The following is a 15082-nucleotide window of genomic DNA, read 5'->3' as shown; positions in this document are numbered from 1 at the left end:
TATCTATGCATCGTAGTCGGCCGCGAACCGCAGCTCGCGGAGCGGTCGGACCCGCTTAATCGACTCCCGGTAGAGATCGTGCGCCTTGTACGCTGCGAGCTCCGCCTCGCTGTCGAACTCACCATAGACCACGACATCGATATCGTTGCCGAGCTGATCGGTCTTGCGGTTGCGGGCAACCTCAAGCCGGCGCGCATGTGGTATCGTGGTGAGAAGCGAAAGACCTTCGATGATATGGTCGATATGCGCCTCGTCCTTGGCGCTGAAGAAGACGATGTGACGAATCATGGCCGTCCGTGGAGATGTCGCTAGTGGGTGGCATAACTATCTGGGAATAGAGCCCGTTGCAATGAGGCTAGTCGCTTGCCGCATGATCGTCGCTTGCGATCGTCGGCGATCCGCAATGAAGCTTGCCAGATTTGCTCAGGGCGCCGGAAGGGCAAGGCGCTCAATGGTTTGAATGTGCCGCGTGAGCAGATTACAGGCTTGATCGACGTTGCGCGTTCGCAAGGCTTGCAGAATCAGGCGGTGATCTTGATTGGAGCGCGGTCGCCAGCCCACCGATCGCGCCATCGCGAACACCAATCGAGAATTGGCAAGCTGCAGTCCATCGAGGCTCGCGAGCAGACGCGGCATTCCGCACGGCGCGACCAAGGCTTGGTGAAAGGCGCGGTTGGCTGTCTCAAACTCCTCGATCGTCTTTGCATTGTCTCCTTCGATCAGGGCGAGCTCGATCTGAGCCAAATGAGCTGTTGTGAGCCTTGGCCCCGAATGGCGCAATGCCACCACTTCGAGCGCGGCGCGCATTTCGGCGATCTCCTTCACTGAACGGGTATCGAGCGGGGAAACCCGAACACCGCGACGCGGCACCGCGACAACAAGATGTTGTGCCTGCAACTGCCGAAAGGCCTCGCGCACGGGGACGTGGCTGGAATTGAATTCTCGTGCCACGTGATCCTGACGGAGTGGCGCGCCTGGCTCTAAGGCGCCGCTGATAATGCGCTCAGCAATTGAGTCCGCGATGCGCGCGACCGTCGTCATGTTGTCACTAGTGATCATAGATTATCTACCGCAATAACCGGTGCATTTGCGAGACAGCTCGATTAGCATCTCTTCGAGGGCAATGACTATAGATAATTGACGCGATTATCTACAATTGAGCGGGATTGGCTTATGGATGCTGCTGCGCAAGTCCAGCGGAAGGAAGCAGGCAACGGGACGCAGGTTCGTTATCATTGGAATGTCGAAGAGGCTAAGGCGCTCTACGACCGTCCTTTTGCCGACCTGATGCTTCAGGCGCAGCACGCTCATCGCAAGAACTTCGATCCAAACCACGTCGAAACTGCGAGCCTGCTCAGCATCAAGACCGGCGGCTGTCCGGAAGACTGCGGCTACTGCTCGCAAAGCGCGCATTACGAGACCGGCCTGAAAGCCACTCGTCTGATGCGTTGCGCCGATGTGGTTGCGACCGCGCAGCGCGCGAAGGGTGCCGGCGCCACGCGCTTCTGCATGGCCGCGGCCTGGCGCACGCCAAAAGATCGCGATCTTGATTCCGTCTGCGACATGGTCAAGGCGGTCAAGGGATTCGGCATGGAAACGTGCGTCACGCTCGGCATGCTGACAACGAAGCAGGCCGCGCGCCTCGCCGAGGCCGGCCTTGACTTCTACAATCACAACGTCGACACATCGCCCGAGTTTTACAGCAAGATCATCACCACCCGCAGCCTGCAGGACCGCATCGATACGCTGGCGCATGTGCGCGATGCCGGCATCAAGATCTGCTGCGGCGGGATTATCGGCATGGGCGAGCGCGTCGAGGACCGCCTGGGTATGCTCGTGCTGCTCGCCAATCTTCCCAACCATCCCGAAAGCGTGCCGATCAACCTGTGGAACAAGATCGAGGGCGTGCCGGTGGAAGACACCGCGGGGCCTCCCGATCCGATCGCGCTGGTCCGGCTGCTGGCGACCGCGCGGATCATGATGCCGAGGAGTGTGGTTCGCTTGTCCGCCGGGCGGCAATACATGACCGATGAATTGCAGGCGCTTTGCTTCTTGGCCGGCGCAAATTCAATCTTCGTCGGCGACGTGCTCTTGACCACCAAAAACCCGAAAGTTGATCGCGACGCGGATCTGCTGGCCCGGCTCGGCATCACGTCCGGGCTCTCCTGACGGAAGCAGTGCGCGCAATATGTTGCCCCCTACATCCAGCCTAGGTGAGAAATGCAGATAACTTTGATGAAGGGCAAAATCCATCGCGCCTCAGTGACCGAAGCTGATCTTCACTATGAAGGCTCGATCTCGATAGATCGTACGCTCCTGGACGCGGCAGGAATGGTGATCAACGAGCGCGTCGAAATCTACAATGTCGAAACAGGGATGCGCTTTGCCACCTACGTGATCGAGGCGCCGCCGATGTCTGGCACGATAAGCCTGAACGGTGCGGCCGCCCGACTGGCGATGCCCGGAGACAAGATCATTATCGTTGCATATGCCTCATTCGACGAGGCCGAAGCAAAGATATTCAAGCCACGCATTGTGCGTGTGGACAGAGACAATCGCATCCTGGCAAGTTGAACCTCCGGCCATCCTTCCTTCTTAAACGGCCAACGCATTTTTTGCGTGATTTGATGCGAGCCTCGGAGTGATGAATGCGGTCAATCCAAACAGCTAGACTTGGTCCCTACGTCGCAGCGTTGAATGCGTTGAACGAAGATAAACGGCTGCGCTGCCTCAAGCCCCGCGTGGGGATCGATTTCGCATCGAACGACTATCTGGCGCTCGGCAACGACTCGCACATCAAAAAGGCGATGGTCGCCGCGCTCGATGCGGGCACTCCGATTGGAGCCGGCGGGTCGCGGCTTCTGCGCGGCAATTGCGAGGAGCATGAACGGCTCGAGACGGAAGCGGCTCAGTTCTTTGGCGCGGAGGCAGCGCTTTTCTTTGGAGGCGGCTACATCGCAAATTTTGCCCTCCTGACAACGCTGCCGCAGCACGGCGATCTGCTCGTTCTCGATTCGCTCGTGCACGCCAGTATTCACGAGGGGGCACGGGCCGGCCGCGCAGAGTGTCGAATTCACGCGCACAATGATCCCCAGTCACTCGAAGACGAAATTCGCGACTGGCGAAACAAAGGTGGGGCGGGCCGCGTCTGGATTGTGGCCGAAAGTCTCTACAGTATGGACGGCGATTTCGCTCCACTCGAAGAGCTGGTGGCAATCGCCGATCGCCACGACGCGTTTCTGATCGTGGATGAGGCTCATGCCACAGGCGCTTACGGGCATCAGGGACGAGGGCTCACGGCCCCTTATGACAGGCGCGAAAATCTCATCGTCGTTCATACCTGCGGCAAAGCGCTCGGTGCGGCGGGTGCACTGGTTACGGCCTCCGGCATCTTGCGCGATTTCATGGTCAACCGCTGCCGTCCGTTTATTTTTGCCACCGCCCCATCACCATTGATGGCCGTTGCCGTTCGAGAGGCACTTCTCACCCTGCAGAAAGAGCCGGAGCGGCAGCAGCGGCTGGCCAATCTCGTTGCGTTCGCCCATCGGCAGATCACCTTGCTTGGTTTGCGCACACCATCGACCTCTCAGATCGTGCCGTACATCGTAGGTGATAATGCTCATGCAATGCGACTTGCCTCTGCTCTGCAGGCGCGCGGCTTCGACATCCGCGGAATTCGGCCGCCAACCGTCCCTGCAGGCACCGCCCGGTTGCGAATTTCGTTGACACTCAATGTTGGGGAAGAGGACGTGCGCGCAATGCTCGATGCGCTGGTTGAGGTGACGAGGGCTCGTTTTGATGAATAAGCGGATCGTCGTGGCTGGTACGGACACCGGGGTCGGCAAAACGGTATTTTCCGCAGGGCTCGCCGGCCTTCTCGGCGCGAATTACTGGAAGCCGGTCCAGGCTGGACTCGAACAAGAGACCGATTCCGAGTGCATCCGCCGCCTCGGTGGCCTCTCGTCCGATCGGATTGTCCCGGAGCTCTACCGACTTCGGACGCCTGCGTCGCCCCATTACTCCGCGGAGATCGACGGTGTTCGCATAGATACAGAGACGCTTCGACTGCCGGACAGCGGCGAGCGGCAACTCGTGATCGAGGGCGCCGGCGGACTCATGGTGCCGCTGACAGCGCGCACTCTTTACATCGACATCTTCGAGCGCTGGCAGCTCCCCGTCGTGCTTTGCGCAAGGACGGGACTGGGCACAATCAATCACTCCCTGCTCTCCATAGAGGCTCTGCGGAAGCGTCAGATTCGAATCCTTGGAATTGCGTTCATTGGCGAAAGAAACGCCGAAACTGAAAGCGCGATTTGCGAGATCGGGAGAGTGCGTTGGTTGGGACGGCTCCCGTGGGTTGTTCCCCTCACGGACGATAGGCTGCAGGCGGCTTTCAAAGACTCCTTTGTTAGCAGCGATTTCCTGAACCTATGAAGATAGCCAGGAGGTCGCCGATCTGGCACCCGTTCACGCAGCATGCTCTACAGCGGGACATGACGAAGGTGCTGCGGGGAGAGGGGGCTTATCTCTACACCGAAGATGGCCGACGCCTTATCGATGCAATCTCCTCCTGGTGGGTCGTGACCCACGGCCATTGCCATCCATGCATCGTGAACGCGATCCGAGAGCAGGCAGGCAAGCTCAACCAGGTCATCTTCGCCGGATACACTCACGACCCGGCTGAGCAAGTTGCGACGGAACTATTGAAGGTCACCTCCCCGGCGCTCGAACATGTGTTCTTCTCCGATAGCGGGTCAACCAGCGTCGAAGTCGCGCTGAAAATGGCGCTCGGCTACTGGCGCAATACCGGAAGACAGCGAACCCAAATTGTGGTGATGCAGCACTCGTACCATGGCGACACGATCGGGGCGATGTCGGTAGGTAGCCGAGGCGTCTTCAATGCGGCCTACGGGGCGCTGATGTTCGAGGTGACCTCGATTCCGTTCCCGGCAAGAGATCGTGAGCAAAGAGCGCTCGATGCGCTTGAAAACGCGTGTAGAAACGAACATCCCGCAGCCTTTATCGTGGAACCCCTGATATTGGGTGCCGGTGGAATGCTGATGTATTCTCCCTCGACCCTAAGAGAGATGAAGCGGATCTGCGAAGCCTTCGACGTCTTGTTCATTGCGGACGAGGTCATGACCGGCTGGGGCCGGACGGGTACCTTGTTTGCGTGTGAGCAGGCCGATGTCATGCCCGATATTGCCTGCTATTCGAAAGGCCTCACGGGTGGGGCGCTGCCGCTCGCCGTCACACTCTGTCGTGCCGATATTTTCGATGCGCATTATTCTGAAGATCGCACACGTACGTTTTTTCATTCGAGCTCATATACGGCCAATCCAGTGGCCTGTGCCGCGGCCAAGGCTAATCTGGACCTATGGCAGGATCAGGAATATCGCTGGCGGCTGGCATCCTTGGCCAGGATGCAAGAGCAGGCACTCGTGCCATTCCGCGCCGATTCACGGTTCGCAAACGTCCGACGCACGGGAACAGTCACAGCGCTTGAACTCAACACGAGCGATGCCGGCTATCTGGCGGACATCGGTCCGAGGCTTTTGGCTTTCTTCCAAGCGCGGAATCTGCTGCTACGCCCACTCGGTAACACGATCTACGTGATGCCGCCTTACTGCGTTACGGCGGCCGACCTTGATGAAATCTATACTGCCATCCGCGACGCTGCTGACTTGCTGATGTGAGATGCACGAGGCTGTGCAATCATCTGCAGCGACAGCATCTTGGAAGGCGAAAGTGTCCGTATTGCTGCCGCTTGATAGTGCAACGAGAATGCAGCACCCAAGGCTCGCAGGCTGATCGTGCTTTAAGCACTTAAGCGCTCCCGACCCCGCTGCCGCAGCAATCCTGCGGGCTAGCCATGAAAGGCGCAGCATTTGGCCGAAATGTCGGGCGAATTGCGTTAACCACGATAGAGAAATCCATTATCTTGAGCAAATTCTCGGCGAGGCTTTCTGCGGAAAGTACTGCTTCGCGAGGCAGCCGCACATCAGAGTCAAGACTCTTGATGGCTGCAAGAACCAGGGAAATGGACCGCCGGGCGACCGCACCTTTGGTGCGCGCGTGGTGCTGTGGTCAGAGGGCAGCGGGGCTTCCCCAAGTAAACGTCTGACAGGAGGCGAGAATGCACATTGGATTCCGTAATTCCCCCGACCATTCAGCCACATGCTGCGCGATATGCGGCGGAAAGTTTGGGCTGATCCGCCATTACTGCTGGCGAACGGCCCTTTGCTCCAAGAAATGCGTCAACCGCTTTAAGGCGCGGCGGGAGGCCGATCAGAATTGGTTGCGACGGGGGCGAGCCGCTTAGGAATGGACTGAGTTGTGCCGGTACGACCCTGGTCAGAGAATTCAAGTGGCCCTCTAGAGCGCGTGGAAATCAAGTGACAGAAACATCGGCAAAAATAATCGACTTCAGAGCCTACAGGGCCAGCAGGCTGGCTCGGTCTGAGCGCCTTCGCGACGACATCTACTCGACCGCGACTCTCGCTGCGCTTACGGCGGCCTGTGACTTTTGGACGTTCCTGGCCTGCCATCCGTTTGCTTTGCTCGGTGCGCCAGCGCGAAAGCGGGAGGCTAACGAGTACCCCTAGGGGGCAGACACGCAGATGTGCCTAAAGACGAAGTCCCCACGCGTGCATCTGCAGCTCGGTCCGGTCGAGCCGTCACCGTTTGGAGAGACTGCAACTAGCCCAGAAACGCGTGCAGATGGTGGCTCGTCGCGAGCGCCGCTCCTCGATTGAGGCCGCGGCTGGCATAGCCGCTGAAACTGCACGGGAAGACGAGCCATCGGGAGGTGAAATCGCGATGAGGAAGGTCTTGTCTCATGGTTGCGCGACCATTGGGCTGTTTTTGCTCTGTTCTCCAGTTCTAGAGAAACTGGGATCTCCATCCTCCATACCATTGACAGGTTTCTCCTGCCTTCTCTAGGAAGCGCCGACGGTGTGTGGGGAGCGGATTCAATATGAGCCACAGTTCAGAGCAGCCTCTAGAGCGTGTCACGATTCCGGCACTGCAGCAGTGGAAGGATAAAGGACGGCGTGTCGTGATGACCACCGCCTACGATGCGGTTGCGACGCGCATCGCGGATCCCATTGTCGATATCATCCTGGTCGGCGATAGCGTTGGAAACGTCTGCCTGGGATTCGACAACACGCTGCCCGTCAGCGTGGCCATGATGAATCATCACCTGGAGGCTGTTGCGCGCACGAAGCCTCATGCCCTGCTTGTGGCCGACATGCCCTTTCTGAGCTTTCATGTCGGTTCTGAGGATACGATTCGCAACGCAGGAGGTTTTCTGCAGCGTGGCGCCGATGCTGTGAAACTCGAGGGTGGTGCCAAACGCATCGATATGGTACGCGCCTTGGTCGATTGCGAAATTCCTGTGATGGGACATCTCGGTCTGACCCCGCAGAGCGTCAACGTCATGGGTGGATTCAAGGTGCAGGGACGGACAACGGATACCGCCTTGCGGCTGCTCGATGACGCCCACCGTCTGCAGGAAGCCGGCTGCTTCGCGCTGGTCCTGGAGGGCATTCCTGCCGAGCTCGCGTCGCGAGCGACCGAATGTCTCACGATACCCACCATCGGGATCGGAGCAGGACCTGATTGCTCGGGCCAAGTGCTCGTGTTTCATGATGTCTTGGGGCTAACCGAAGGTCATCGCCCCAAATTCGTTCGTGCCTATACAAATGGATTCCAGCTGTTCCAGGAGGCGCTGTCGCGCTGGGCTGCCGATATCCGCAAAGGTGCATTCCCGGGCTCGGAGGAGTGCTATCGGCTTCCTGATCAGCTTCGGCATGCCGTCGCCAACTGGGTGCCCTCCAATTCAACCTCAAGGTAAGAAATGCAAGTCATTACGAAGGTCGCTGAGCTGCGTCGCGCCCTTGCAGACGTTCGCAATGCCGATAAGCGCATCGGATTCGTTCCGGCGATGGGATACTTGCACGACGGCCACCTGGCCCTGATCTCGGCAAGCCGGGGACACTGCGACGTCACTGTCGTCAGCATCTTCGTCAACCCCACTCAGTTCGGCCCAAATGAGGATCTCAGCAGGTACCCTCGCGACTTCGCGCGCGATGAAGCGTGGTGCCGCAGTGCCGGGGTCACCATCATCTTCGCGCCAAGTGCAGAGGAGATCTATCCGGCTCAATTTGAGAGCTTTGTCGAGCCGGGCGAACTCGCAAAACCGCTCTGCGGTGCTTTCAGGCCTGGACATTTTCGTGGTGTAGCGACTGTCGTCTGCAAGCTATTCAACATGGTGCAGCCGAACGTCGCGTACTTTGGACAGAAGGATTTTCAGCAATGCGCTGTGATACGCCGCGTGACGGTTGATCTGAATCTTCCGATCGAGATTGTCACTGTGCCAACCGTGCGGGAGCCAGATGGGCTGGCAATGAGCAGTCGCAACCGTTATCTCAGCTCGGAAGAACGTGGTCGGAGCCTTGCGATCAGCCGTGGCTTGTTCGCCGCAGCGCATGAGTTTGCCTCAGGGGAGCGCGATGCGGCAACGCTGATTGCGCTTGCAAGAAAGCATTTGGAAATGGTCGATCGACTGCAGTACCTTGAGCTTGTCGACACTGGGACCCTAAGGATTGCCGAGAGCCCTCTGCGCTACCCGGCGGCACTCTGTGTCGCAGCGTACGTCGGCTCCACTCGGTTGATCGACAATGTAGTCCTATCCCGGTCGCCATCGTAGCTAGATCCGCAAGTGATTGCGCTCACAAACAGTCGAACCGGATGGGTTGGCCCTGAAATCCTCAACATCTCTCGAAGGCGACCCGGAACTGCCCTTTGCGTGCTGAACAACTGCCCCCCCGCTCAACCTCATGATGTCGGCTGAGATCGGCTCTGCCGGCTGACGGGGTGGAGCGAGGCGGGGCCGCTGCCGCGCTGCCGAGAGCAGCCAAGTGCGAGTTCGCTTTCCGTTTTATGATTTCGGCGGCTCGCTTGGACACTCCGGGGCGTTCCGACCGCTTTGCGCGCTTTTTACGACGTCGCGCAAAACAATTTCAGAAAGTCGTACAACCAGCTGTTTGAGGCGCGCAATCTCCTGCTTGCACCGCTTCAGCTCGTGCTGTTCGTCTGTCATCACAGATGGTGTGCGACGATAGCTGCTGCCGAGATGATTCATGTAGCTCCCTTTCCGATTCGACAAACACAGCAGATAATCTGAACAGCCCAGTTGCTTCTCTTCCCTGAACGAGGCGCCTCGGCGTCAGATCAGAGCGTTTCACACGCAGCCCGCGGTGGGCTGGTTGCTAGCTCACTCCCTGCAAAGGGCCTTCGCCCAGGTCGTAGATTCGACGGCACTTTCGGCGACGCCATCTCGCTCGTCGCTCAAGCTCAGTTGCAGTAATGACCCCCAACAATGTGGCCGCGGAATATGCCGCCCTCCGGCTGCATGTGATTGCTCTGGGCGCAGACTGGTAACAAAATGGCAATATCGATTAATGCAACGAGCCGCGCTCTCGCGCTCAAATCCTGCATTGCGGCAGCGCCTCCGATGAATTTTCACGCGACGTTCGCGTCTCCGTGCTGGGGTCCTTCAGCAGGCTTATATGTCCAAAACGCAAGTCGCTACCGAAATCATCCGCCTGCAAGCGGGCATGCCAAAGGAGGTTTGCTCAAAATCGTGTGCTGCCAATACCTGCAATTATGGATCACTAACCACACGCCCATGACCATGAAACTACTTCACGATCGCGCAGACGACCTCCTAAGCTGCATAAAGCCGAAGTTCCCTCAAGAGCGGCCAGGAGGGCGAGTCAAGGGGGCACTTAGCGCGGGCGCCGGATCCTGGCCCGATTTCGTCGCCAGACGCGGGGCGGGCGCTGGTTTTTGACGCAAAGATATGCTTCAACGCATGAATTGAAGTCCCTCTACAGTGCAGGATGCCAAGCGGTCGGGTTTGGAGCCGATAGGGAGGTCTGCGAAAGCGCCTCACCGTATGACGCCGGCGTCCGCGCCTACGTTGCCTCCAAAATCCTGAAGGCCGCCATCAGAGATGAGACGTGCCCCAATCTGCTTAAACAGATCGGTCAGGAAGCTCTTCCAGAGCACCAACGATGTGGCGATTAGATCTAGGACATGGCTTGTCATTGAGGCGAATTTCCAAGTCACAGTGCTGAAGGTCCTGGCCTGCTATCCAGATTCGCGCGCGCCGTCGCGTCGCCTGCGGCATAGCGATCCGGCCAGCTCGCAGAGGTGTATCGTGGTCGCAAATCGATGGCGGCCTAACGTCACCCAAGACGCGGCGTTATCCGATGTGAATCGGTTGGCGCGTTGCTCGCTGCGAGGCCGATCGTTGAAACGAGCTGCTCGCACAACAGGCAGCGCATCCAAGCCTTGGCGCACGCACCCTTGCGCGCCACGATGCCGGTGAGGCGTCACGCTAATAACCTTCGTCCGGAAACGAGGGCGAACTCAGTGTTCGGCGCCGGAGCGCCATCACTCAAGCGAGCGGGTGCGCCATTGCTGTCTACTCCTGTGCGAGCCCCGCAAGTGCCCTTTCAATCACTGTGATGTCTTGACTGACCTGAGCGATCGCTGGCTTCGGATCAACTCCGGTAACGCACTTCAACTGCTGCAGTAGCTCCCGCCGATGCGCCAGAAGGGTCTCCAGCGCGCTGCGGTTGCTTAGTTTCACATAGCCGTCGACGATCAATCCAATCGAAAGAGACATCGAAACTCTCAACCAAAGCTGTTCTCAACGTAGATGCGTATAGCACATCGACAAACGATGTTCAGCTCGTCGGGAGAGAATACTGACGGGCGAGCTTGTTAGCGACAAGCGTCCGGCGCCGGGGGCGTGACCGACTATTCCTTGCGCCTTACAAGCATCCAGCTCTGTTTGAGCGACTAGCCGAGCAGAAGGACGGCTATGGCGAGCCAAAAACGCTGCGGATCGTCGCGAGGGTTGCTAGGCTAGGGGAGGGAATGATATCACGAACTAGCATAGTCTTATCCGCCTGCCGAACGGCTTCCGAGATGCGATGGCAGGCGGCGCGTTGATCGACGACATGCTCGCCTGAATATCTCTTCGTAGAGATTGCGACGACCTCAGGAGCGTCCAGGATGCTCGATGAATATTTGGCCCGCATTCGTGCTCACCGTAACACCATCCACCGCTATTCTCGCCTGCTGAAGTCGAACCTGTCGGATGTCGAACGTCAGTTCATTGAAGGACGCCTCACCGAGGAGCAGGCGGCCCTCGAGTCTCTTTCGGCCGAGACCTTCCCGCTCGCGTTCAGCCTTCCGAAGCGGACGGACATGTCGGCAAGATAGGCGCGGAGCCGCGAACGACGCTCGCATTCGGGACCACGCGATTTCTCGCCGACGGCATCATCATGGGCTCGCGACCCGGCAAATAATCGATGATATCCGCCCGCTGTCGGCCCAGCCCCAAGACCTAATCTGCTGACCTGCACATGAGTTCATTCGGCTCGGGTATCAGCTGCTCAATCTATATCGGCTTTTGCCTTAGAAAGCCGAACTATTCGACCGGTTCTCGCTCCGGACCCGTTTGTATTCGGCCATATCTCGACAATTTGTTAGATTGGCTACACGCCCAGCCAAATCGTTCTCACTCGCTTGCCAGCTGAGACAGCCACAACTTCATCTTTCATCGGCCTGCCACCACGGCATGAGATTTGCTCTACTGGCGGCGAGAGGCACAGCAAGGAGGGAAACGACTTGCCAAATCTGCGATTGGAGACAGTTTATGTCGCCGGCAATATCTCCAGCAGCATTCTGGGGAATCCAAAGGTAAGCGGCGGCACCACGCCAAAGGTGGAACATCAAATTGGTACGCGTCGATCGGGCTCGGCTGCGAAATACCCTCGCGCCGATATTTTCCCTAGTCGCCGTCGGGCAAATGGCAGGCCTTTTGCGTGTAGCCGATCCCATAGGACTGCTGCACGGGCTCTTCGCGACCGACGGTTGGTTGTTTCGACGGACCGCAGTCGGCAGCGCGACAGGGAAGTCGCAGTTCCGGGGCAGAACAACGGCCTCCAGCTTTTGGATCAATCACTTCAACCTGCACCGGGCGATCGAACACTATGATTGTGCGTAGCCTGCGCGACGTCGAAGCAACCGATCACTTCGTCGATTGGGGCAATGGTACTAGCCACCGCCTTCTGACCGATAAGGACGGCATGGGTTTTAGCATCTGCCACACCGTGGTGCGCGCTAACACCGTTTCGCTTCTGCAATACCGGAATCATCTCGAAGCCTGCTACTGCATCGGCGGAGAGGGCGAGGTCGAGGACATGGACGGCAATGTCTTTCCCATTCGCAGGGGTGACATGTATGTGCTTGACAAGCATGACAAGCATTTCCTGCGCGGGGGACGGAACAACGACATGATCCTCGTAAGCATCTTCAACCCGCCCCTTACCGGAACCGAGCGCCACAAGCTCGACGACCCGGCGGGCTCCACATATTGAGTGATGCGAAGAAACGCCAATACAACATGAACTGCCGCTAATTGCGAGATACATTTACTCGAGCAATCCAGCGCTGCCTCGTATCGCACGCGGACCTCAGAAAAAGTCTTTGTTCCGGTTTTACGAAAGGCGCACGCGATGCGCTTCGGCGGAGCTGACAAAATACTTTGGCATTCCAGGTCCATTTTCCCTTGTCCGGAAAGACCAGGCGGGCGGAGGTTTGTGCCGATTGATAGCGCGCTCAATTGTACGATGTCTGGCGACGCTGTTGGACAGCTGACATAGCGCTGCTGTGGCTTTCGCATTGATTGAATTCGATTTCACCGTTGGCACGATAGATGCGTAATCGTCTAAAGGGCGCCATAGAGGAGAAGTCGTTCGATGAGGACGCTTACCAGAAACTCTGACGCGGTTGAGTGGCAGCTGCGATGCTGCCGGCACCATATTTGGTGATGCGCAAGGTTGGCACGAAGATTGAGTGATCTGCTTCGGCGAAGGGTTTCGTCACATCAATGCAGACCAGCCTAAGCCCGACAACAGATACGAACCGATGTGAGCGATTTGCGTGAATCAAGAAAGTCGCCTTCCGAGCTTGAGCGATGAACAGGTGCAGAGCATATCTGCCGCGCATGAACTGCTAGCGCGTGGGGAGGAGTTTTGGCGACGGCGGCTCGAGCAGTTTAGCAGATTGCATCTTCCTTTTCTGTCATCGTCCGTGGCTGCGGCGCCTTCCCGATGGCAGTCGAGTTCGTGGTTTAGCCCAAGCGGTTTGGCTAAACTTTCCCCACAAGATCGCTCGGAATATTTGGTGACCGCTTGGCTGATCTATCTCGCTCGAGTCACCGGGCAAAAAGAGTTTCAACTGGGATGGAAGCCTGCATGGGACGGATTGCAAACTGGCTCCAAACTCGTAATCGCCTCCGTCGTGCCGATGGAGGTTTGCATTGAGCTTGCTTATGATTTTGAAGAAGTGCGCAAAACCGTAGCGGCCGAAGTCGCTCAGCTGAGGGCACACGCCAGCTTTGCCCGAGATCTTATCGCGCGCTGCCCGACCCTGCGAGGAGTGGAGGCGCTACGGGCGCGCCACCCTTGGCCGATTGGTATTGCAATCGCGACAGAAAGCTGTTCCGTCGCCGACGATCTGTCGGCGAGCCACAAGACTGGCCAAGCCTTATGCGGCGATTTGCTGACCTTTGAGGTTCGCGCTCTGGATGGGAGCTTCCGCTGGCATTTTGATGCCGCTCGATTGGCGCCCAAGCAGATCGACGGCATGACGCAGCATTTGCAAGTTTTGTTACGCGGCGTGATGGACGATGCGGGGCAGTCTGTCGGCCGAATCGGCATTCTGCCAACCGACGAACGCGCGTATCTGCTTGAGGATTTGAATCGGACGGCGGCGCCTTTTTCGTTTGAGCGATGTATCCATGAGTTGTTCGAGGCGCAGGTGCAAAGGGCGCCGGAAGCGGTTGCAGTGGTCCATGAGAGGGAGAGACTGAGCTATGGCGAACTCAATGCGCGGGCCAACCGCCTGGCGCATTATCTGATCGAGCTCGGGGTCAAGCCGGACCAGCCGGTGGCGATCTGCCTGGAACGCAGCCTAGCGATGGTGGTCGGTGTGTTGGCGATCATGAAGGCTGGCGGTGCCTATCTGCCGCTAGATCCGACTTATCCGTCAGCGCGGCTGCGGCAGATTGTCGACGATGCAAAACCGAAACTGCTGCTTTGCGATGTCGCCGGTCGAACCGCATTGGGCGCCGATGCCGTGGCCGATGTGACGGTGGTCGATCTGGAGACGACGACCCCGGCTTGGGGCGAGCGGCCGCCTTCGAACCCGGACCCGGGCACGCTTGGCCTCACATCGCGCCATCTCGCCTATGTCATCTATACCTCCGGCTCAACCGGAATCCCCAAGGGCGTTGAAATGTCCCATGGCGCGCTTGTGAATTCGCTTGCGGGCATTGGCACGTCAAAACAGCGCACACTTCAATTCGCGACCCTGAACTTCGATGTGTCCTGTCAGGAATTGTTCATCTGTTGGAAGGACGGCGGAGTGCTTGTGCTCGTGCGGGAACAGACCCGGAGGCGCTTCTCCGACCTGCTGGAATTTGTAGAGCGGGAGGCCATCGAGCGGCTTTTCCTCCCGTTCGTGGCATTGAATCATTTTGCGGAAGTCTGGAGCACGCAGCGGGTGCAGCTGCGCGCTTTAAGAGAGCTTTATACAGCCGGCGAGCGATTACAGGCCACTCCACTGCTTAGGGCGTTCTTCGAAGCACATCCGAACGCGAGATTGATCAATCAATATGGGTCCACGGAAATCAGCGTCATTTCCGAGCACCACCTTGCAGCTGATCCGTCATGTTGGCCCCAGATGCCTCACGTCGGGCGTCCAATCGCCAACACGCGGGTGTACTTGCTGGATGGCTATGGCGCGCCTGTGCCGTTCGGCGCGGTGGGCGAGCTTTACATTGGCGGGGCGGGGGTGGCACGGGGCTACCTCAACCGCCCTGAGCTGACCGCGGAGCGGTTCATCGCCAGTCCCTTTGTCGAGGGCGATCGGCTGTACCGGACCGGCGACCTTGCACGTTATCTGCCGGACGGCAATCTTGAGTTCCTGGGCCGCAACG

Annotated in this window: 14 protein-coding genes; 10 read left to right on the top strand and 4 right to left on the bottom strand. The window is 58.4% G+C overall.

The annotated features are described in order from the left end of the window. Positions 1-3: 3 nt before the first annotated feature. Both I6F20_RS35850 and I6F20_RS35845 read right to left on the bottom strand, forming a co-directional pair. Positions 4-288, bottom strand: a complete 285-nt coding sequence (locus tag I6F20_RS35850; protein WP_225130875.1) for a Dabb family protein — start codon at positions 286-288, stop codon at positions 4-6. Positions 289-423: 135 nt separating this feature from the next. Beyond that, positions 424-1059 (bottom strand): GntR family transcriptional regulator, encoded by a 636-nt coding sequence (locus tag I6F20_RS35845; RefSeq protein WP_225130873.1) that lies wholly within the window; start codon positions 1057-1059, stop codon positions 424-426. A gap of 114 nt (positions 1060-1173) precedes the next feature. On the opposite strand from I6F20_RS35845, the gene bioB reads away from it, so the two are divergent. The 7 genes from bioB to panC all read left to right on the top strand — a co-directional run bounded on the left by bioB (position 1174) and on the right by panC (position 8710). Continuing rightward, positions 1174-2169, top strand: coding sequence for a biotin synthase BioB (gene bioB, locus I6F20_RS35840; protein ID WP_225130863.1), 996 nt, complete (start codon positions 1174-1176; stop codon positions 2167-2169). Between the two features lie 51 nt (positions 2170-2220). Then, the gene (gene panD / locus I6F20_RS35835; protein WP_225130861.1) at positions 2221-2574 is read left to right on the top strand and encodes an aspartate 1-decarboxylase; all 354 of its coding nucleotides are present in this window, start codon (positions 2221-2223) and stop codon (positions 2572-2574) included. Between the two features lie 74 nt (positions 2575-2648). Beyond that, on the top strand, positions 2649-3806 hold the full coding sequence (locus I6F20_RS35830) for an 8-amino-7-oxononanoate synthase (RefSeq protein WP_225130859.1): 1158 nt from the start codon (positions 2649-2651) through the stop codon (positions 3804-3806). Beyond that, on the top strand, positions 3799-4434 hold the full coding sequence (gene bioD / locus I6F20_RS35825) for a dethiobiotin synthase (protein WP_225130857.1): 636 nt from the start codon (positions 3799-3801) through the stop codon (positions 4432-4434). Before I6F20_RS35830 ends, bioD begins: the two co-directional genes overlap by 8 nt. After that, positions 4431-5696: an adenosylmethionine--8-amino-7-oxononanoate transaminase gene (locus I6F20_RS35820; protein ID WP_225130855.1), complete on the top strand. Its 1266-nt coding sequence runs from the start codon at positions 4431-4433 to the stop codon at positions 5694-5696. The genes bioD and I6F20_RS35820 overlap by 4 nt, the downstream gene beginning before the upstream one ends. Positions 5697-6976: 1280 nt before the next feature. Continuing rightward, a complete protein-coding gene (panB, locus tag I6F20_RS35815; RefSeq protein WP_225130853.1) occupies positions 6977-7855 on the top strand; it encodes a 3-methyl-2-oxobutanoate hydroxymethyltransferase in 879 nt (292 codons plus the stop codon). Between the two features lie 3 nt (positions 7856-7858). After that, on the top strand, positions 7859-8710 hold the full coding sequence (gene panC, locus I6F20_RS35810; RefSeq protein ID WP_225130843.1) for a pantoate--beta-alanine ligase: 852 nt from the start codon (positions 7859-7861) through the stop codon (positions 8708-8710). Between the two features lie 231 nt (positions 8711-8941). Here panC and I6F20_RS35805 read toward each other — a convergent pair whose 3' ends face one another. Beyond that, positions 8942-9145 (bottom strand): hypothetical protein, encoded by a 204-nt coding sequence (locus I6F20_RS35805; protein ID WP_225130842.1) that lies wholly within the window; start codon positions 9143-9145, stop codon positions 8942-8944. A 1347-nt stretch (positions 9146-10492) separates the two neighbouring features. Next, a complete protein-coding gene (locus I6F20_RS35800; RefSeq protein ID WP_225130840.1) occupies positions 10493-10696 on the bottom strand; it encodes a hypothetical protein in 204 nt (67 codons plus the stop codon). Positions 10697-11088: 392 nt separating this feature from the next. Here I6F20_RS35800 and I6F20_RS35795 point away from each other — a divergent pair, with 392 nt between their 5' ends. The 3 genes from I6F20_RS35795 to I6F20_RS35785 all read left to right on the top strand — a co-directional run. Continuing rightward, positions 11089-11298 carry a hypothetical protein gene (locus tag I6F20_RS35795; RefSeq protein WP_225130838.1) on the top strand — a complete coding sequence of 70 codons (210 nt, stop codon included), beginning with the start codon at positions 11089-11091 and terminating at the stop codon, positions 11296-11298. A 773-nt stretch (positions 11299-12071) separates the two neighbouring features. Beyond that, positions 12072-12458 carry an ectoine synthase gene (locus I6F20_RS35790; protein ID WP_225130830.1) on the top strand — a complete coding sequence of 129 codons (387 nt, stop codon included), beginning with the start codon at positions 12072-12074 and terminating at the stop codon, positions 12456-12458. Positions 12459-13266: 808 nt separating this feature from the next. Continuing rightward, positions 13267-15082, top strand: a 1816-nt coding sequence (locus tag I6F20_RS35785) for a non-ribosomal peptide synthetase (RefSeq protein ID WP_225130828.1), incomplete at its 3' end; no start/stop codon positions are given.

Origin of the sequence: Bradyrhizobium sp. IC3123, from assembly GCF_020193625.1 — a bacterium.
In the GTDB taxonomy this organism is placed as follows: Bacteria; Pseudomonadota; Alphaproteobacteria; order Rhizobiales; family Xanthobacteraceae; genus Bradyrhizobium; species Bradyrhizobium yuanmingense.
Note: the sequence above shows the minus strand (reverse complement) of the source record. Positions and strands in the feature narration are given on the sequence as shown.